Here is a 19,662-nt window from a genome sequence, read left to right as displayed (position 1 = left end):
CGGCTCTATCTCTGGCGTCTGGACGCGCCCCCGGGCGAGGTCGCGCGCCTGGCCGCGTCCCTCTCCGCAGAAGAGGCCGCTCGCGCGGCCCGCTACGCCCGCCCCGGCCTGGGCGATGCCTATCGGGTCGGGCGCGGCAAGATGCGAGAGGTGCTGGCCCGCTGGCGTGGCTGTTCTCCCGCCGCGCTCAGTTTCGAGACGGGTAAAGCCGGCAAGCCCCGCCTGGCGGGCGGGCCGGAATTCAACCTCAGCCATTCCGGCGGGATCGCCTGCCTTGCCGTCCATTCCGACCGCCCGCTGGGCGTCGATATCGAAGCCCCGCGCCCGGTCGAGGAGGCGGTGGCGGAGCGCTTTTTCTCCGCCGCCGAACAGGCGGAACTCAGCGCGCTGCCGCCCGAGATGTGGCGCGGGGGCTTCTTCCGCTGCTGGACGCGCAAGGAGGCGGTGGTCAAGGCGCTGGGCCTCGGCATGGGCGCGCCGCTCGACCGGTTCGACGTGACCCTGACCCCCGGCGCCCCGGCCCGCGTGACCCGCTGCGAGATCGGACCGCCGGGGCCGTGGCAGCTCACAGATCTGGCCCTGCCCGGCGGGATGGTGGGCGCGGTGGCGGCCCGCGGCGCGCCGCTGGATGTCGGCGTGGCCGAGGCCCCGGCCGATCTGGCGGTTCAGGTTTGCGCGCCTGCGAAGGCTTCGATCTCGGCGGCCATCTCCTCCACTCCGATCCGTTTCGACCGGGAGACATAGACCCGGTCCAGATGCACCGTGGTCAGGTGGTCCGGGCCGATCACGGCCTCCCACCCGATCGAGGGAGAGAACCGCCCGCCACGGGGCGTGGCATCGGTGACGATATGCAGCACCGGGAAATCGACCGGCGCCGGGCGGTAGCGGTCGCGCGCCCGCGACATCGTCAGGATGAACGCCTCCTGCGCCGCTTCCAGGTCGGTCCGGTTGGCATGGCCCACGAGGCGCAGCGCTCTGAGCGCCCGCAACAGGCCGGTCCGGTGAAAGATGCCGTAGCTGCCCAGCAGGGCGGCGGTGCTCATCTCTCCCTCGCGCCAATAGCGCAGCCGCAGCCGCAGAGAGTGGCGCCGGTCCTGACGGGCGAGCCCCGCGTCATGGGCGAAGCCCGCGACATAACCCGGCTCCCAGACGTCCTTCATCGCGACCGCGACCCGCGCCCCCTGATCGTGGAGCACCCGCGCCGTTTCCAGCGCGAGGTTGCCGTGCACGCAATTTCCATAGAGCAGATACGGCCCCTCGGGCTGCAACGCGCGCATCTGGTCGGCATAGCTGCGCGCCACCGCCTCGAAGGGCGTGTCCTCGGCCAGGGGCGGCGCGTCGGCGGGAAGCCGGATGCAGGCCACCGGCCGGTCGAAGCCCGGCAGGGTCGAGAGCGCCGTCGCCGTCGCCGCGTTGTTGACGGCGGTAAAGGGCGTGCCCGCCCCGTCGCGCTTGAGCCGCATCAGCCCGTCGTCGCGCGGCGTGGCCGTCGGCGCCGCGCCCCGGCGGGCGGCGACCAGGGCGGCGAAGTCGCTCAGCACCGGCGCCTCGTAGAGCTCCGGCAGGTCGATGGCGACGCCCCAGCGGTCCCGCAAGCGGGCGAGCAAGCGCAACACCAGCAGGGAATGCCCGCCGAGGTCGAAGAAATGCCCTGTCGCGGGCACCTCCGCGACGCCCAGAAGCTCCGCCCAGTCGGCCCGCAGCACCGCCAGCGTCTCGGCCATGCGCGCGTCGGGCACCGCGACGGCGGCGCGCCGGGCAGGCACGCGCAGCGCGGCGCGGTCGGGCGCGCCCGATTGCGTGCGGGGCAGCGCGGCCAGCACGCTGACCCCGGTCAAACGCGGCTCGCCCAAGTCGGAGAGCAGCGCCTCGGGCAACCGCTCCAGCGGGAAGGTCCCGGTCGCGGCGGGCGTGACGAAGCCGAACGCCCCGTCCCCGTCCGCCACCGCAACCGCCTCGGCCACCGAAGGATGCGCCGCCAGCGCCGTCTCGATCTCCGCCAGGGGGCCGGAGACGGTCATGGCCTCCCCCACGAGCCGTGGCGCGCCGTGGAGCGGCAGGTCCGCCAGCCGCGTCTCGGGCGCCGACAGGGCCATGTCGAAGGCCGCCACCACCGTGTCCAGGATCGCCTGCGCCGTCTCCCGCTCGAAGAGGGGCGCGGCGTATTCCAGCACGATCTGCCAGCCCGAGGGCCGCTCCATCACCGCGAGGTCCAGGTCGTAGAGGACGCCCGGCGCGTGGCTGGCCATCGACCGCATCTCGACCTCGCCATAGCGGCGTGTCTCCATGAAGACCGATTGGAGGTTGAAGTTGATCGAAATCAGCGGCGTGCGGGCCGGGTCGCGCGGCGGGTTCAACGCTTCGACCAGCCGGTTGAACGGCAGGGTCTGATGGATCAGCGCGCCCTCGATGACGGGGCGCAGCGAGGCGATGTGCTCGGCCAGGGTCGCGGCGGGCGCGGGCCGCTGCCGCAGGGCGAGGTTGTTGATGAAGATGCCGATCAGCGGCTCCAATTCCGTATCCATGCGGCCCGCGATCTGGGTGCCGAAGGCGAGATCCGTGGCGCCGGTGATCCGGTGCAGCGCCGCGCCGAAGACGGCGCAGCCCAGGGTGAAGGGCGACACGCCCGCCTTGCGCGCCGCCTCGGCCAGGGCGGGGCCGAACCCTTCGGGCAGGTCGCGCGCCACGATTCCCGCTTCCCCGCCGGAGCGGGCCGGGCGGGGATGGTCGGGCGGCATCTCGAAATAGGGCATCCCGGCCAGGGTTTCGGTCCAGTAGGCGAGATCCTGGTCGCCGGTCGCCTCCAGCATCTCTCGCTGCCAGAGCGTGAAGTCGCCATATTGCAGTTCGGGCTCAGGCAGGGGCATGCCGGTCAGCGCCGCCCCGATCTCTCGGCCGAGGACCCGGATCGAGAAGCCGTCGAAACAGTTCTGATGCACGCAGAAGCACAGGATCGCCCGCTCCGCCGCGAGGCGGACCAGCGTTGCGCGGATCAGGCCGGGCTTGGACAGGTCGAAGGGTTCCGCCGCGGTCTCGCGCGCGATGGCGTCGACCCGGGCCATCTGATCCTCCGCGGGCACCCGGCGCAGGTCCACCAGCGACAGCTGGAACGGCGCGCTGGCATGGACGCGCTGGACCGGGCCGCTCTCCGTTTCGGCGAAGGCGGTGCGCAGGATTTCGTGCCGGGCGATCACCTGGCGGAACGCCTGCTCCAACTCGGCTTCGCGCAGCGGGCCCGTCACCTCCCAGCGGACGGCGACGTTCAGCGTGATCGTGCCCGGATTGGCGCGGTCGATGATCCAGCAGCGGGTCTGCCCGGCGCTCAGCGGAAATTCGGCCAGAACGGGATCGGCCTGGGGGTCGCGCACGCTCATGACGCGGCGCTCCCCGAACGGCGCGCGCCGCGGCGGAAGTCGCTGAGCTTGGGCCGCGCGGGGGCGGCCGCCGGGTCGCGCGCGTCGTGGAAGGCGGCGAGGTCGCGGATCGTGGGATGCTCGAACAGATGCCGCGCCTCGATCTCGTAGCCGTCCGACAGGAGCCGCGCGGCGAGGCGGAAGATCGACAGGCTGTCGGCGCCCAATTGCAACAGCGTGGCGGTCGCGTCGGCCACCTCGCGGCCCAGCACCTCGGACCAGATCGCGGCGAGCCGCGTCTCGGTCCCGGGCGCCAGGGGCGTTCCCGCCAAGGTCCCGGTGGGGGCCGGTTCCGGCGCGGGCAGGGCCTTGCGGTCCAGCTTGCCATTCTGCGTCTGCGGCAGGGCGTCGAGACGCATCCAGGCCGTCGGCACCATGTAATCGGGAAGCAGAGCACGCAGCGCCTCGGCCAGGGCGAGGCCCTCGGGCGCGTCGCCCGTCACGTAGCCGACCAGCTGCTTGTCCCCGCCCTCGCGCGTGTGGAGCGCGACGGCGGCGCCGGTGACCCCGGGCTGGGCGCGCAGGGCGGCCTCGATCTCGCCCAGGTCGATGCGATAGCCGCGCAGCTTGATCTGCCCATCGCGGCGGCCCAGGATCTCGATCTCGCCATCGGCCCGGCGACGGGCGAGATCGCCGGTGGCATAGAGCCGGCGCGCCATGCCGCCGATCTCGACCCTGCGGAAGGCCTCGGCGGTGCGCTCCGGCTGCCCGGCATAGCCCAGCGCCAGGCCCGCGCCGCCGATATTCAGCTCGCCCTCGACACCCACCGGACAGGGCCGGCCCGCCGCGTCCAACACGTGCAGCTCGGTCCGGGCGACCGGGTCGCCGATGGTGATGGCCGCGCCGGGGGTCAGGCGCTTGGCGGCGGACCAGATCGTGGTCTCGGTCGGCCCGTAGAGGTTCCAGAGCGCCGCGCCCTGCGACATCAGCCGGTCGGCGAGGTCGGGGGCCAGCGGCTCGCCCCCGGCCCAGGCCTGGAAGTCTTCGGGCGGGGTCCAACCCGCGATGTCGAGCATCGCCCAAAGCGTCGGCGTGGCCTGCATATGGGTCACGTCGCCCCGCCGCAGCCGATCCGCCAGCTTGAAGGCGTCCAGCACCATTTCGGCGGGCGCGACTTCCACCTGTCCCCCGGCCAGGAGCGGACCGAACATCTCCAGGATGGAGATGTCGAAGGCGGGCGTGGTGACGGAGAGCAGCTTGCTCTCGGCGCTCAGCCCCGGCGCGGCGATCATGCTGTCGAGCAGGTTCGTCAGCGCGCCATGAGGCACCTCCACGCCCTTGGGCGTCCCGGTCGAGCCGGAGGTGTAGATGACATAGGCCGGGGCATCCTTGCTCAGCGCGACGAAGCGCGGCGTGCCGGACACGTCCTCGGGCGAGAGAATGGCGCGGTCGAAGCGCGCGCAGGTATCGGTCAGCACCAGGGCCGGATCGGCATCTTCCAGGATCTTGTGGAGACGCATGTCGGGCTGACCCGGGTCGAGCGGCACGAAAGCACAGCCCGCGCGCAGCACGCCCAGCGTGGCCGCGATCAGGTCGGCGCCGCGCGGCAGGCAGATCGCGACCCGATCGCCGGGGCGCGTGCGCGCCTGGAGCGCGGCGGCGTAGGCGCCGCTGCGCGCCCATAGCTGCGCATGGGTCAGCGTGTCATCCGGGCCGGTGACGGCCGGGGCGTCCGCCCGGTCGCGGGCCACCTGCTCCAGCCGCTCAGGCAGGGGGGCGCCGCCCTCGGTCGGGGCGGGGGCCTCCGCCGCGTCGGGCAACGGCAGGGCCGTGAGCGTGGCCGCCGGATCGGCGGCCATGGCGCGCAGCAGGCACTCATAGGCAGCGGCCCAGGCACGGATCGTGGCGGCGTCGAACAGGTCGCTGGCGTAATGCGCCTCGACGCGCAGGCCGCGTTCGTCGGTGACGAGGTTGAAGAACAGATCGAAGGTCACGGCGGCCTTGGGGTTCGTCTCGAACCGGGCCGTCGCCCCATGCCACTCGGTCGCGCCCGCCTGCTCCAAGTTGAACTCGATGGAGGTGAGCGGCGTGCGGTCCAGGCTGCGCGGCACCTCGGCCAGCGTCAGGATCTCGCCGAAGGTCAGCCCGTCATGCTCCAGCGCCTCGCCCACCCGGGCCGACAGCGCGCGCAGATGGTCGGCGACGGAGGCCGCCGGGTCCAGCCCCGCGCGGATCGGCAGGAAGTTGACGAGATGGCCCACGAGGTCCGGGTCGGCGGTGCTCTGTTGCGTGGCGGTGGGGACGCCCAGCACGATATCGGAGGCGCCGGTCAGGCGATGCACCAGCAGTTGCATTCCGGCGAAGGCGGCGGAGAACAGGGTGCAGCTGTTCCTGGCGCCCACCGCCTTCAGCCCCTCGATCACCTCCATCGGCATCTCGTGGACGATGGTGGCGCCGGGCCGGTCGGCGGCGGGGCGGCGCGGGCGGTCGGCGGGCAGGTCCACGGGCGCGGGCAGCTCGGCATAGACGCGGCGCCAATAGGCGGCATGGGACTTGGGCGCGACCGGAGCCGCGCGCGCATGGTCGGCAAGGCTGGGCGCCGGCTCCAGCGCGGCATCGCGGCCCTGGGCGGCGGCGGCATAGAGCGCCGAGAGATCGTCGACGACCAGCCCGAAGGACCAGCCGTCCAGCACGATGTGATGGGCGGTCAGGACCAGGGAATGCCGCTCCGGGGCGAGGCGGAATAGCGCCACGCGGAAGGGCGCGCCCTGGGTCAGATCGAAGGGCGTCGCGGCGTCCTGGGCGATATAGGCGGCGAGCGCCGTCTCGTCGGCGTCCTCGTGGACCTCCAGAGGCACCGTTTCGGGATCGGCCACGCGGAACCCGCTGCCATCCCGCGCGAACCGGGCGCGCAGCGCGTCGCGCCGCGCCACCAGCTCGTCCAGCGCCGCTTGCAGCGCCGCGCGGTCCAGCAGCCCGTCGATCCAGAGCGTCCCGCTCTCGTTGAAGGACGCGGCGGCCAGCCCCCCAAGCTGATGCCGCATCCAGATCTCGCGCTGTCCGGGCAGCAGCGGCGCGGGCGCCGCCTCGCGTCGAGGCAGGGGCGGGGCGTCGGCCGCACGCTCGTCGGCGAGGATGCCGACCGATAGCAACTCGTCGAGCGATTCCTCGAAGGCGCGGACGACATGATCGATCTCGGCCGTGCCGTGCTCGGTCGTCAGGAACCAGCAGAACCCGTCCATGACATGCACGTCCCGCAGCCGCATCAGCGGATAGAGCAGCGTCGCGCGCGGATCCCGGTCGGAGGCGTCAACATAGAGCCAGGTCGAATAGTCCTCGATCATGTCCGGCAGGCCGCGCGCGGCCAGCGCGGCGCGCATCCGCGCGGCCATGTCCGCGAGCCGCGCGGGGGCCTCAACGAACAGCGCGTCCCCGTTCCGCTCCAACTCGTCCAGCACCGCCTCGACGGCGGCCAGCACAAGCGGGTGGCGCACGAAGGTGCCCGCGACGAAGGTGGGCATGGCTTCGGGGCGGCTATCGTCGCCGAAAGACCAGCTGCCGCCGTCCAGCGCGTCCATGAAGCGGGCATCGCCCGCGACCACGCCGATGGGCATGCCGCCGCCGACGACCTTGCCATAGACGGCGATGTCGCCCTGGATGCCCCAGACGCCCTGCATCCCGCGCGGGCCGGTGCGGAAGCCGGTGACGACCTCATCGATGATGAGCGCCGCGCCGCTGTCGCGGGTCAACTCCTTGAGACGGCGCACGAAGGCTTCGGGGCGCGAGGCCGGGTAGCGGGAGCGGACCGGCTCGATCAGCACGGCGGCGATCTCGTCGGTATTGGCGGCGATCCAGTCGAGCGCCGCCGGGTCGTCATAGCCCAGCATCACCACGTTCCCCATCGCGCCCCGGGGAATGCCGGGAACCGAGGGCAGCGCGGCGGCGCCCTTACCCGGCTTGGCCAGCACCTCGTCATGCTGGCCGTGATAGGACTTGTCGAAGAGCACCACCTTGTCGCGCCCCGTCGCGGTGCGCGCGATGCGGCAGGCGGCGATGACGGCTTCGGTGCCGGTGTTGCAGAAAGTGACGCGCTCATGACCGACCGCCTTGGCGAAGCGCTCGGCCAGAGGACCCGCACGCTCGGCCTGGGGGCCGATGGCATATCCCTTCTCCAGCTGCTTCGCCACGGCCGCGCCGACGAAGTCGGGCGCGTGGCCGAAGGCGGTTTGGCCGAAGCCGTTCACCAGGTCGATGATGGCATGGCCGTCGAGGTCGTGGATATAGGCGCCCTTGGCGCGGTCGGCCACGATGGGGAAGGCCAGCTCCTTCCAGTCGGGATGGAAGCCGGCGGCGGCGCGGGGGTCGGCCAGGACCGGGCGGTGCCTGTCGGTGTAGGCCTTGGACGACGGAAAACACTCGGAATAGCGGCGGGCGAGGTCGCGGGCGAAGACCTTCTGCGCGGGGGTCAGGTCCGCGTTGGACTGCATCTTGGCGCGGCGCTTGACCTCGGGTTTCGGGGCCGGAGCCTCGGCGTCGGTCTCGGGCGCGGCGGCTTGCGCCGGGGCGGCAGCGACCGGGGCCTGAGCGGTGGGCGCCGGAGCGGGCGCTTGCGCCGGCATCCTGCCCAAGGCGGCGAGTTGCTGGGCGAACAGGGCCTGCATGGTCTGCATCTGCGCCTGCATCACCGCGGCGACGTCACCGCTCAGGGCGGGCGTCTCCGCCAGCACGGACGCGGGCGACACGGGCTGGGCGGCGGAGGCCGGGGCGGCTGCGGCGGGCGCGGACTGGGGGGCGGCGTCGGGGTTTTCCGCCAGGATGAAGTCGGCCAGTGCCTGCGGCGTGCCCAGATCCGAAGTCAGCCGCCGGAAGCCGAACCGCACCTTGAACTGCTTGCCCACCTCCTGCGTGAGCTGGCCCAGGAATAGCGAGTCGAGCCCGAGCTCCAGAAAACTGGTCCCCGCCTCCTCAAGCGTGAGATCGAGGCCGGACATCTCGGCGACGAGGTCCATGACGTCGGGCAGGACGGTGCGGGCAGAGGACATGGGATCACCTGTAAAAACGGTCTGAGACGCGGCCAGCGGCAGGGGCGGCAGCGCCGACGCGCCGGGAATGACGGGCGCAACGGGGGCGGCCGCGGCCCGCGGCCGGGGCGCGTCGATCCAGCAGCGGATGCGGGCAAAGGGATAGCTGGGCAAAGGGACTTTTCCGGCGCCGGCGGGCAAGCCCGCCGACAGATCGACCGCGACCCCCGCGCGCCACAGGCGCAGGGCGGCCTGGGCCGGGATCGCGTCGCCTTCGGCGGCACGGGCCGCGTCGGGCAGGCTGGGGATGACGTCCCGTACGGCCTCCGATGCCAGGCTCTGCGGCGCCAGCGCCGACAGGGTCCGGCCCGGGCCGGCCTCCAACAGGACCGAGGGCACCGCACCCAAGGTGGCAAGCGCGCCGGTGAAGTCGACGCAGGCGCGGGCCTGACCGGCCCAATACTCGGGATCGGTCGCGTCCGCCTCGGTCATCGGGCGGCCGGTGACGGTCGAGATCAGCGGGATCCGGGGCGCGCGCAGCGTCAGCGACGCCGCGACCCGGCGCAGCGCGGGCACGATCGGGTCCATCATGCACGAATGGAAGGCGTGGCTGCTGCTCAGCCGGCGCGACGAATAGCCTGCGGCCTCCAGCCGCGCGGTCAGCGCGTCCAGGGCATCGGGCGGGCCCGCCACGACCTGCTGCTCGGGCGCGTTCTTCGCCGCCAGATCCAGCTCCGGCGTCAAATGCGCCGCGAGAACGTCCATGGGTGCAGTCACGGCCAGCATGCCGCCTGACGGCTGCGCCTGCATCAGCGCGCCGCGCTCGGTGACGAGGCGGAGGGCGTCCTCGAAAGACATCACGCCCGCGATGACGGCCGCTGCGATCTCACCCACCGAATGGCCGATCAGCAGATCGGGCGTCACGCCCCGGGCGCGCCACATCTCGGCGGCCGCCACCTCGACCAGAAGGAGCGCGGGCTGCGCCAGCCGGGTCTGCGCCAGGGCCTTGGCCTGATCCTCGGCCTCGGGGTCCCCGAACAACAGCGGTCGGAGGTCATCCGCGACCTCAGAGGGCAACGCGGCAAGCCCGCGCTCCACGAACTCGGCAAAGACCGGATCGGTCACGGCCCGGCCCATCCCGGGGAACTGCGCCCCCTGCCCCGGCATCAGGAAGACGAGGCGCGGGGCCTCATCCACAGGCGCGCCCGGGCGGATGCGGCGCAAGGCGCGGGCCGCCTCGGCCACGTCGCGCGCCATGACCCCGCCGCGCAGATCCCAGGCGCGGCGGCCGCTCTGCAACGTGTGGGCGACATCGGCCAGGGCGGGCGCGTCCGGGCACTCCAGAAGGTCGGCCAGTTCCGCGCCCATGGTCTTGAGCGCCTCGGGCGTCTTGGCCGAGAGCGGCAGAACGACCGGCGCGGCCAGCGGCGCGGGCGCGGCGCGCGCGGGGGCCTGCTCCAGCACGACATGGGCGTTGGAGCCGCCCACGCCGAAGGCGCTGACCCCGGCGCGGCGCGGCTCCGGCCCCGTCCAGGGCGCGGGCGCGGTCGGCAGGTGGAAGCCCGTGCCGCTCAGATCGATCTGGGGGTTGGCGGAGCGGTGATGGGCGATCGGCGGCACGGTGCCGTGCTTGAGCACCAGCACCGCCTTGATCAGCCCCGCGATCCCCGCCGCCGCGTCCAGATGGCCGAGATTGCCCTTCACCGCCCCCAGCGCGCAGGGCGCGGTGGCGCCGGCGAAGGCGCGCCTGAGCCCCGCGATCTCGACCGGATCGCCCAGGGGCGTGGCAGTGCCGTGGCACTCGACATAGCCGATATCGTCGCCGGTCAGCCCCGCATCGGCCAGCGCCTCGGCGATGGCCTCCGACTGGCCGATGGCTGAAGGCGCGGTGAAGGACATGCCCCGCCCGCCATCATTGGACTGCCCCGTGCCGCGGATCACCGCATGGATCGTGTCGCCGTCCCGCTCCGCGTCCGAGAGGCGCTTGAGCACGACCACCCCCGCGCCGTCGCCGAAGATCGTGCCATTGGCGCGGGCGTCGAAGGGCCGGCAGGTGCCGTCGAGCGAGACCATGCCGCCCTCGGCCCCGAGATAGCCGCGCTTCTGCGGGAAGGTGATCGAGACGCCCCCCGCCAGCGCCGCGCCGATGCGGCCCGCCCGCAGCGCGTCGCAAGCCGCGATGACGGTGGCAAGGCCGGTGGAGCAGGCGGTGGTGATGCTGACCGCCGGGCCGGTCAGGCCCAGCTTCTGCGCCACGCGCGCGGGGATGTCGTCGCCGCCATTGCCCGCGAGGTTGGTGTAGTCGATCTGGAACTGGCTGGTGAAGTCGCGCAGGGCGCCCGGCCCGGCCAGCAGGTTTTCCAGCAGATAGGTCGACATGGAGGCGCCGGAATAGACGCCGACCCGGCCCGGTGGGCGCGTCGGGTCCAGCCCCGCGTGGTCCAGCGCCTGGGCGCAAAGCTCCAGGAAGATCCGGGCCTGGGGATCGGTGCGCGCGGCCTCGCGCGGGGTCATGCCGAAATGCCTGGCATCGAAAAGGTCGACATCCGACAGGATCGGGCGCGCGGCGACGAAGTCGGGGCGGGCGCGGGTCTCGGCGTCGAAGCCGTCCTCCAGTTCCTCGGGGGCGAAGCGGGTGATGCTGTCCCGGCCCTCCAGCGTCGCCTGCCAGAAGGCGTCGAGATCGGGCAAGCCGGGCAGCCGGGCGGCAAGGCCGACGATGGCGATGGCCTCTTCGGTCCTGCGGGTGGTCGCGGCGGGGGCGGCCCTATCGGCGCCCGCCAGAAAGTCGCAGAGCCCGCCCAGGGACGGATGGTCGAACATCGCCGCGACGTCGAAGCGGCGATCCAGCGCGGCTTCGATGCGGGCATGGGCCTCGATCAGTTGCAGCGAAGTGCCGCCCAGATCGAAGAATCGGTCGGCCGGAGCGGGGCGCGTGCCCAGGATCTCCTGCCAGATGCCGGCGACGGTGGCGCGCAGATTGCCCGCCGCCGGGGCCGGGCCGGTCTCGATCGCCGCGAGGGACGCGCGCAGCGCATCGCGGTCCACCTTGCCGTTCGGCCGTAGCGGGAAGACATCGCGCGCCTCGATCCGGCGGGGAAAGACATGGGGGTGGATATCGGCGGCCTGGGTCTGCGCGCGCAGCAGCGCGGGCAGGTCGCCGTCGGTCGCCGGCACCACGAAAGCCACGAGACCGTCGCCCCATTTCTCGACCACCGCATCCGCGACCGCGGGGGCGGCGCGCAAGGCGGCCTCGATGCCGTCGAGTTCGACCCGGCGGCCGGCCAGCTTGACCTGCCGGTCGACGCGGCCGTGGAACTCCAGCACGCCATCGGCGCGGGCGCGGCCCAGATCGCCGGTCAGGTAGAGGCGGCCGTTCCGGCCGGGGCGCGGGTCGGGGATGAAGGCCTCGGCCGTCTTCTTGGGACGCCCCAAATAGCCGAGCGCCAGACCGCTGCCGCCGATGGCGATCTGGCCTATGGCGCCCTCGGGGACCGGAGCCAGATCGGGGTCGAGCAGAACGACCTCCTCCCCGGCCAGCGGGCGGCCAATGGGGAGGGGCGCGTCGGCGGCCAGATCCTCGGGCGTGACACGGTGGGCGAGACTGACGCAGCAGGTCTCGGTCGGCCCGTATTCGTTGACGAGGACAAGGCCGGGATGCGCAGCCAGCAGCGCGCGGGCGCGCGCCGGGTCCATCGCCTCGCCCCCGGCCATGACCAGCCGGACCCCGGCGAATCCGTCGACCCGGTGGTCGATCAGCAGGTGCAGCAGCCCCGTATAGAGCGTCGCCACGGTGACGCGATGCGCCGCGATGGTCTCGGCCACGGCCGAGGCCGACGCGAGCCCGGCCGGCACCACGGCGATGGACGCCCCGCGCAGCAGCGGCGTCAGCGTCTCTTCGATGGCCCCGTCACAGGCGGGGGTCGAGACATGTAGGACCCTGTCCTCCGCCGTTACCGCCAGATCGCCCGGCCCATGCTCAAACCCGACGAGGGCGCGATGGGGCAGCACCACGCCCTTGGGCCGCCCGGTGGAGCCGGAGGTATAGAGGATCAGCGCGGGATCCTCCCGCGCGCGGGAGACGGGCGGGAGCGCGGGGCCGTCGCCGGGTGAGATCACGGGGCAGTCGGCGATGCGCAGGGCCTCCGCCCGCGCCGGAGCGGGGGCCAGCAGGGCCCGGGGCTTGGCGTCGGCGACGATCGCGCCGATCCGTTCGGCGGCGAAGCTCGGGTCCAGCGGCACCGCGACGGCCCCGGCGGCGAGGATGCCGAGCAGGCCCTCGATGGCCTCGGCCGACCGCGCGCCCCACAGGGCCACATGATCGCCCGGCGCGACCCCGGCCGCAGCGAGCTGCCCGGCGATACGCCGGGCGGACAGAACGAGTTCGCCATAGCGGCGCGCGGGCGCGCCATGGACCGCCACCGCCTCTGGGCGGCGCGCAGCCTGCGCGGCGATGCCAGCGAAGAGGCCGTCCCGCAGCGCCGCGTCGGGCACCCCGCTCATCGCGGGCACCGGGAGGGCAAAACGAAAATGCGCGCCAGAACCATGACCGAAACCTTCGAAAGCGCCGGCGCGGGGTCCGGATCAATACGACCTTCCCTCCGGCTGTTGCTCGCCTCTGGCAGTTAAACAGGACCATACTACGGAACAGGCGCGATCACGGTATGCCGGGCGCAACCCAAAACAAGGCGATTCCATGGCATTCGCCATTGATTCTGCAAGATTACACCCCGATCCGCCCTATTGTCTCATCACTTCTGCCGTTGCGTCAGCGCGAAGCCCCAACTCTGACTCATACCCAGCCAGGGGTGAGTCGGAATGCGGTGGGACAGATCGGGAATGCGCCACGTGTCGACCAGGTCGTATCCGAGCCGATCCAACTCCGCCTGCCAATCGGCGCGGGCGCGAATGCGGTAGGGCACGCGGACGGCGTCCAGCCGCTCATGGGTGACGATCTGCGGGCCGTCGCGCAGCGCGACCTTGTTGAGCAGCAGGTGCCGCGGGGGGGCGGGCAGCGCGGCGATCACCTCCGTCAGGGAGCGGTCGACATATTGCATCAGGCCGGACGCCAGCAGCAGGTCGGTCTCGGGCGCGCGCTCGGGCGCGTCGACAAAGGAGAGGTCGGCCGGGATCCGCCCCGCCGCCTGCGCGGCCCGCGCGGCGGTCACGATCCCGGGGGTGTCGAGCACGGTCCAGGTGACGCCCTCCAGCGGCAGCAGCGCCCCCAAGGCGATGCGCTTGGTGCCCATGTGGCCGCCCGCGTCCAGCAGCCGCGGCGCATCCGGCAGCCAGCGAGAGAGCCAGTGGAGAACGGGGTAGTCCCAGACCTCCCGGTTGCACATCGCCTCGAATGACACCTCGGCGATGTCCGGGTCGTCATAGCCCCGGGCCTCGGCGGCGGGCAGCGCGGCAAGCGCCGCCTCTCTCGTGTCCCAGACGCCAGAGAAGCGCGGGGCCAGGCCCAGCCGGACCCGCGCCCGCGCCAAGATCGCCGCCCCGGCCAGCCCTCCGGTCCGCAGGGCCCGCCCCAACGCCGCGCGCATTACGCCGCCGCTGGCTGGCCGCGGCCGGACAGCTCCCGCAGGACGCGGGGCGCGAGCAGGGCCAAAGCCCCGGCATAGACGCCCCCGGCAACCAGGCCCGAAACCACCGTCTGCACCAGCGGCGGCAACCCCGCCTGCGTCCGCAACGCCCAGTCCACCACCAGCAGCGCCGCGACGCCCAGGGCGAGCGGCGGCGCAAGCCCGGCGAGGTCGCGCAGCACCCGCATCGGCGTCACGCCCGCATGGCGATCGAAGATCCGCAGAGTCACGACAAGCAACAGCACCGAGACGCCCAACTGCGCCCAGGCCACCGCGTAGAGGCCGAACGGCACCGCCGCCAGCGCCGCGATCGTGTTGGTGACGAGCAGCAGCAGCGACAGGCGCGGTAGAACCCGCGATTCGCCCAGGATCGACATCAGCGGCTCCGTCGCCAGGCCGAACGTCCCCAGGAGGCGCGCCAACGCCAGCAGGACGATCAGCGGCACCGCAGGCAACCATTCCTCGCTCAGCAGGCCCGCGACCAGGATGTCGCTCGTCACCATGAGCCAGACGAAGAGCGGGACCGAGATCGCCCAGGCGAGCCGTTGGAACACGGCCAGCCCGTCCCCCACGCGGGTGCGGGCGACCTCCGGGTCGCCGACGTCGCGGGCGCGCTTGAACGCCGCCCAGCCCAGCAATTGCGCCGGGACCGCGATCACCTCGCCCACCGCGCCCACGAGACGCTCCGCGACGCGCAGATAGCCGACCTCGGTCGGCCCCAACGCGCCGCCGACGATAAAAGTCGCGACATAGAGGCGGGTGTTGGACAGCATCCGACTGAAGAAGAAGTCGCGCGAGAAGTCCACCAGCGCGCCCATCTGCGACAGCCGGACCCGGAAATCGGGCAAGAGCCGCGTCACCGTGAAGCTCAGCGTCAGATGGGTGGTCTGATAGGCCAGCCGGCCGAAGACCAGCGCCAACACGCCCCAGCCGGACCAAAGCGCGCCCAGCGCCACGGCGAGACCCATCAACTCGCCCGAGATCTCACAGACGGCGGAGGAACGAAGCCGCTGCATCCAGACCATCATTCCCTTCTGCGCGGACGAGACGGTCGCCAGCACGACCCAGAGCGCGAAGAGCTCCGCCAGGGTGACAGTCGCCACCTCCAGGCCGAACACGCCGCCCAGGAACGCGCCCAGGAAACCCAGCGCCCCGGCCAGGACGCCCGACAGCACCGCCAGCCCCAGAACCTGCCGCGGCACCGAGGCGTCGCCCGACCAGCACATGATATAGGGCGCCCAGCCGACCTCGGCCGCGCGCATCAGCAGGATCGCGCAGGCCGAGACCAGCGCGAAGACGCCGAACTCCGCCGGGCCGAGCGCGCGGGCGGCGATCACGAAGATCGCGAATTGGCAGACCTGCGCCACGACCCGCTCCGCCGCCGAGAGCGCGCCAGCCCCCAACAGAGGGACGGAGCCGGTCTCCTTGGTCATTGCAGTCAGCGTCCTTCCATGCTGCGGCGCCGGAATGCGGCGGAACGAGAATCAGTTTGTGGCGGCACCGCGGGAATCTTGTGGCCATCCTCGGGCAACGAGATACCTATTGTTCGGGCTATCGCCACAATTTTCCTATGGCAGAAGAATTCGTCACGAATAGGGCCGTTTCTTTCTTTGCTGCCGGTTAATATCCCAGTTTACCGAAGGTTAGGCCGCGTGGTATTTCTTGCCCTATAGACCTTGTCTCTGCCGGACAATGTTAGATTAGTAACTATGGGGGGAGGGCCTCGCGGCCTTTCCGAGTGATATGCAGTATGGTTCTTCTACCGAACCGGCCGAGTTGTTCGCGCCGGACCTGGGAACGCGTGCCCTCGCTCGTGGCGGCCTTTGGGGAGATTTATGGAAGTCGTTTTTCGACCGCCTGGTCGCGGTGATCGCCCTTCTGATCCTGTTCCCTCTCATGGCGACCGTGGCGGTCGCGATCCTCATCTCCGATGGCCGGCCGATTTTCTTCGGACATGCCCGGGTTGGCCGATACGGGCGGGTTTTTCATTGCCTGAAGTTCCGGACCATGGTGCGGGATGCCGAGGACCGGTTGCAGACGCTGCTGGCCTCTGATCCGGTGGCGCGCCGGGAATGGGAGTCGCATCGCAAGCTGCGCCATGACCCCCGGGTGCTGCCCTTCGGCGGGTTGCTCCGCAAGCTGAGCATCGACGAGCTGCCGCAATTCCTCAACGTGCTGCGCGGCGACATGAGCCTCGTCGGCCCCCGCCCGATCACCGCCGAAGAGCTCGGCGGCTATGGGGCGAACGCCGCGGCCTACATGTCGGTGCGCCCCGGCGTGACCGGCCTGTGGCAAGTGAGCGGGCGGAGCGGGCTCGAATTCTCCGACCGCGTCCGGCTGGACATGGCCTATGTCGCGACACGGAGCTTCTTGGGCGATCTCCGTATCATCCTGCGCACGCCGCTCGTGGTCCTCCGCGGGTCGGGGGCCTGTTGATGATGGCGGACCCTGCCAAGCCGCCGATCCTGCTGGCGATCGCCTCTGCCGGGCGCGGCCCGGTTCTGGAGCAGACGCTGGCACAGATCGCAAGCCTCAGCGACCAGCCCGACGCCGTCTGGCTCTCGGTCGCCGAAGAGGAGGTCGCCGCGCCCGAGGCCCTCGCCGCCGAATTTTCGGCGCTGCTGACGATCCCGCTGCGGGTGCTGTCCGGACCCAAGGGCCTGTGCGCGCAGCGGAACGCGGTTCTCGACGCCGCCCCCGAGGACGCGATCATTCTGTTTCTCGACGACGATTACCTGCTCGGCGACGGGTCGGTCAGCGCGCTGCGCCGGCTTTTCGGAACCCGCCCCGACGTCGTCATGGCGACCGGGCGCGTCATGGCCGACGGCATCCTCGGCCCCGGCCTGGACCATGCCCGCGGCATGGAGATGCTGACCCCGCCCGATGATATGGGCGGCTGCGCCCCGGTCTATAACGCCTATGGCTGCAACATGGCGCTGCGCATGAAGACGGCCGCCCGTCACGGCGTCCGGTTCGACACCGATCTGCCGCTCTATGGCTGGCTGGAGGACGTGGATTTCAGCCGGAACATGGCGCGCTATGGCGAGATCCTGCGCTGCGACAGCGTCTTCGGCGTTCACCTCGGCACGAAAAAGGGGCGGTCACGCGGGGTGCCTCTGGGTTATTCTCAGCTGGCCAACCCGATTTACCTCATCCGCAAGGGGACCATGTCTCCGCGCCGCGCCCTGCGACTGATGTCGCGCAACATGATGGCCAATCTCCTCCGCGCCCCTTGGCCCGAGCCCTGGGTCGACCGGGTCGGGCGACTGCGCGGGAATCTGACCGCTCTGGCGGATCTCGCGCGGGGGCGGCTGTCTCCGCGTCGGATCCTCGACCTTTGACCGTTCCCCTGCGCCCCCAACCCGGCCTGCCGGAGGCCCAGCCGATGCCCCATGTCGTCGTCATCAACGACGCGAGCGTGGCGCGCGGGGGGGCGACGGGGCTCGCGCTGCTCTCGGCGCGGATGCTGCGGATGCGGGGTCACCGCGTCACCTATATCTGCGGGGATGGAGGCGATGACGGCGCCTTGGCGGCGCAGGGCGTTCAGGTCGTCGCGCTGGGGGGCACGGCGCTTCTGAAGCGCGGCAAATTTCACGCCGCGCGGCGCGGTCTCTACGATGCGGCCAAGCGCGACGGCTTGGCCCGCGCCATCGCCGAGATCGACGGGCCGGACACGGTCTATCACCTGCATGGCTGGGCGCAGATCCTGTCGCCCTCGGTCTTCGATGCCCTTGCCCCGGTCGCCGCGCACACGTTCCTGCACGCCCATGACTACTTCCTGGCCTGCCCGAACGGCGCCTATTTCGACTATCAGCGCCGGGAGGAATGCGCCCGCGTGCCGATGTCGGCCAGCTGTCTGGCGACCAATTGCGACCGCCGGTCCCGCGCGCAAAAGACGTGGCGCAGCATGCGGCAGATGCAGGTGCGGCGGGGCTTGGCCGGGCGCGACTGGGCGGGCGTGCTCCAGATCCATCCCGGCATGCGCGACAGCCTGGCGCGCGGCGGTCTGCCGGAGGCCGCGATCCGCACCGTCCGCAACCCCGTCGAGCGCTGGAGCGAGACCCGCATCCCCGCCGAGACGAACCGTCGGCTGGCCTATGTCGGACGGCTGGAGGTGGGCAAAGGCGTGGCGCTGCTCTGCGAAGCGGCGCGGCGCGCCGGGCTGCCGCTGCGGGTGATCGGCTCGGCGGAGAACCGCAAGGAGCTGACGCGCGCCTATCCCGAGGTGGAGTTCGCGGGCTGGACGCCCCGCGACGAGATCGCCGCCGCCGTGGCCGATTGCCGGGCGCTCGTCATGCCATCCCGATTCGCCGAACCCTTCGGCTTGGTCGGCGCGGAAGCCAGCCTCTCGGGACTGCCGGTTGCGATCTCACGCGCGGCGCTGCTGGCGCCGGACGTTGTCGCAGCGGGCCTCGGCACCGCAGTGGACGTGAGCGGCCCGGACTCGCTGGCGCGCGACCTGCTTGCCTTCATGGACCGCCCCGACGACGAGATCGAAGCTATGAGCCGCGCGGGCTTCGCCGGGGAGGGCCTGATCGCCCAGACCCCCGGGGCCTGGATCGACCAGCTTTCGGGCCTCTATGACGCGGCCCTGGCGGCCGCGCGATGAGCGCCCAGACCGACCGCCTGGACGCCGTGGACGGTGTCCGCACCCTCGCAATCCTCTGGGTCGCGCTCTACCACTATGCCGTGTTCTGGACGCCTGCGGGCCGGGGCGACGACCTGGTTCCCTATGGCGAGGCGCTGGCCTGGATCCCCTTCGCGGATCTGGGCCATCTCGGCGTGTCGATGTTCTTCGTCGTCTCGGGCTTCGTCATCGCCTTCAGCCTGGAGCGCAGCGCCTCCGCCCTGGACTTCGCCGCGCGGCGTCTGCTGCGCCTTTGGCCGACGCTCTTGATCTGCGGGACGCTCACCTTCGTGGCGACCTCTCTTCTGGGTCCAGCGGAGTTGGTCCGCGGGCCGGTCGAATATGCCGTCAGCCTGCTCTTCCTGCCGCCGGAGCATGTCGGCCGCGCGCTGGGCCTGCCCGGCCTGGAATGGCTGGACGGGGCCTATTGGTCGCTTTGGGTCGAGGTCCGGTTCTACGGCGTCGCCGCGCTCCTGTTCTGGCTGGCCCGGCGGCGGTTCCTGCTGGCCTGGACCGCGTTCGTTCTGGTCTGCGCCGTGATCCAGGCGCGGCTGGGGGCGGACCACGCGCTGTCGGGCCTGCTCTTCACCGAGTTCCAGCCCTTCTTCACCCTCGGCATCGCCCTGGCCGCGATGCGCAGCCAGGGGATCGAGCCCGGCCCGCTCGCGCTGTTCCTGCTTGGCGCGATGCAGGCGCTGATCTATGCGCCCGAGGACTCGGCCCATCTCGGCGCGCTGCTGGCGCTGATCGCGCTGACCACGCTGGCCTGTCTGACGCGGCGTCCCTTGCCCGTGCTCTCGGCCCGGCCCGTGACGCGGATCGGGCGGGCCTCTTATGCCTATTACCTGCTGCACCAGAATCTCGGTCTCGCGGTGCTGGCCGCGCTGAGCACGCTGGGCGCGCTGGGCACCGGCCTGGGGATCGCCGCCATGCTGGCCGTTCAGGCCGGGATCGTTCTGCTGTCGATCTTCCTGACCGAGCGGGTGGAGCAGCCATTGGGCCGCCGCCTCCGCGCGGCCCTGCCCCGCGCCAGCGCTCCGGCCTGACGCGGGAGGCTGGCGCCGCGCCGCGCCGCGTCC

General features: G+C 71.9%; 9 protein-coding genes. 5 read left to right on the top strand and 4 right to left on the bottom strand.

The genetic code is table 11. From position 1 onward, the window contains the following. The first annotated feature begins 141 nt into the window (after positions 1 to 141). The gene (locus DTQ71_RS02845) at positions 142 to 744 is read left to right on the top strand and encodes a 4'-phosphopantetheinyl transferase family protein (protein WP_109562756.1); all 603 of its coding nucleotides are present in this window, start codon (positions 142 to 144) and stop codon (positions 742 to 744) included. Here DTQ71_RS02845 and DTQ71_RS02840 read toward each other — a convergent pair. The 4 genes from DTQ71_RS02840 to DTQ71_RS02825 form a co-directional block, all read right to left on the bottom strand. Then, entirely contained in the window at positions 666 to 3,374 is a 2,709-nt protein-coding gene (locus tag DTQ71_RS02840; protein WP_109562755.1) for a condensation domain-containing protein, read from the bottom strand. The two genes, DTQ71_RS02845 and DTQ71_RS02840, sit on opposite strands and share 79 nt — an antisense overlap. Further along, positions 3,371 to 12,877, bottom strand: coding sequence for a non-ribosomal peptide synthetase/type I polyketide synthase (locus tag DTQ71_RS02835; protein WP_109562754.1), 9,507 nt, complete (start codon positions 12,875 to 12,877; stop codon positions 3,371 to 3,373). The genes DTQ71_RS02840 and DTQ71_RS02835 overlap by 4 nt, the downstream gene beginning before the upstream one ends. A gap of 248 nt (positions 12,878 to 13,125) precedes the next feature. Further along, positions 13,126 to 13,917, bottom strand: coding sequence for a methyltransferase, TIGR04325 family (locus tag DTQ71_RS23340; protein ID WP_170125272.1), 792 nt, complete (start codon positions 13,915 to 13,917; stop codon positions 13,126 to 13,128). Next, positions 13,917 to 15,389, bottom strand: coding sequence for an oligosaccharide flippase family protein (locus DTQ71_RS02825; RefSeq protein WP_109562753.1), 1,473 nt, complete (start codon positions 15,387 to 15,389; stop codon positions 13,917 to 13,919). The genes DTQ71_RS23340 and DTQ71_RS02825 overlap by 1 nt, the downstream gene beginning before the upstream one ends. Before the next feature lie 310 nt (positions 15,390 to 15,699). Between DTQ71_RS02825 and DTQ71_RS02820 the strand changes: the two genes are divergently transcribed. Genes DTQ71_RS02820 through DTQ71_RS02805 form a run of 4 tightly spaced genes read left to right on the top strand, consistent with a single transcriptional unit; the run spans position 15,700 to position 19,629 of the window. Continuing rightward, the gene (locus DTQ71_RS02820) at positions 15,700 to 16,392 is read left to right on the top strand and encodes a sugar transferase (RefSeq protein WP_109562752.1); all 693 of its coding nucleotides are present in this window, start codon (positions 15,700 to 15,702) and stop codon (positions 16,390 to 16,392) included. Beyond that, positions 16,392 to 17,297: a glycosyltransferase family 2 protein gene (locus DTQ71_RS02815; RefSeq protein ID WP_109562751.1), complete on the top strand. Its 906-nt coding sequence runs from the start codon at positions 16,392 to 16,394 to the stop codon at positions 17,295 to 17,297. Before DTQ71_RS02820 ends, DTQ71_RS02815 begins: the two co-directional genes overlap by 1 nt. A gap of 44 nt (positions 17,298 to 17,341) precedes the next feature. Continuing rightward, positions 17,342 to 18,565: a glycosyltransferase gene (locus tag DTQ71_RS02810; RefSeq protein ID WP_109562750.1), complete on the top strand. Its 1,224-nt coding sequence runs from the start codon at positions 17,342 to 17,344 to the stop codon at positions 18,563 to 18,565. After that, a complete protein-coding gene (locus DTQ71_RS02805) occupies positions 18,562 to 19,629 on the top strand; it encodes an acyltransferase family protein (RefSeq protein WP_109562749.1) in 1,068 nt (355 codons plus the stop codon). The genes DTQ71_RS02810 and DTQ71_RS02805 overlap by 4 nt, the downstream gene beginning before the upstream one ends. Positions 19,630 to 19,662 lie beyond the last annotated feature (33 nt).

Origin of the sequence: Jannaschia seohaensis (assembly GCF_900116765.1) — a bacterium.
GTDB lineage: Bacteria > Pseudomonadota > Alphaproteobacteria > Rhodobacterales > Rhodobacteraceae > Jannaschia > Jannaschia seohaensis.
This window is presented reverse-complemented; position numbering and strand designations above follow the sequence as displayed.

Excerpts from the sequence above, each read along its gene's own strand:
- DTQ71_RS02840 (WP_109562755.1), bottom strand. The coding sequence starts at position 3,374 with ATGAGCGTGCGCGACCCCCAGGCCGATCCCGTTCTGGCCGAATTTCCG.
- DTQ71_RS02825 (WP_109562753.1), bottom strand. The coding sequence starts at position 15,389 with ATGACCAAGGAGACCGGCTCCGTCCCTCTGTTGGGGGCTGGCGCGCTC.
- DTQ71_RS02835 (WP_109562754.1), bottom strand. The coding sequence starts at position 12,877 with ATGAGCGGGGTGCCCGACGCGGCGCTGCGGGACGGCCTCTTCGCTGGC.
- DTQ71_RS02845 (WP_109562756.1), top strand. The coding sequence starts at position 142 with ATGCGAGAGGTGCTGGCCCGCTGGCGTGGCTGTTCTCCCGCCGCGCTC.
- DTQ71_RS23340 (WP_170125272.1), bottom strand. The coding sequence starts at position 13,917 with ATGCGCGCGGCGTTGGGGCGGGCCCTGCGGACCGGAGGGCTGGCCGGG.
- DTQ71_RS02815 (WP_109562751.1), top strand. The coding sequence starts at position 16,392 with ATGATGGCGGACCCTGCCAAGCCGCCGATCCTGCTGGCGATCGCCTCT.
- DTQ71_RS02810 (WP_109562750.1), top strand. The coding sequence starts at position 17,342 with ATGCCCCATGTCGTCGTCATCAACGACGCGAGCGTGGCGCGCGGGGGG.
- DTQ71_RS02820 (WP_109562752.1), top strand. The coding sequence starts at position 15,700 with ATGCAGTATGGTTCTTCTACCGAACCGGCCGAGTTGTTCGCGCCGGAC.
- DTQ71_RS02805 (WP_109562749.1), top strand. The coding sequence starts at position 18,562 with ATGAGCGCCCAGACCGACCGCCTGGACGCCGTGGACGGTGTCCGCACC.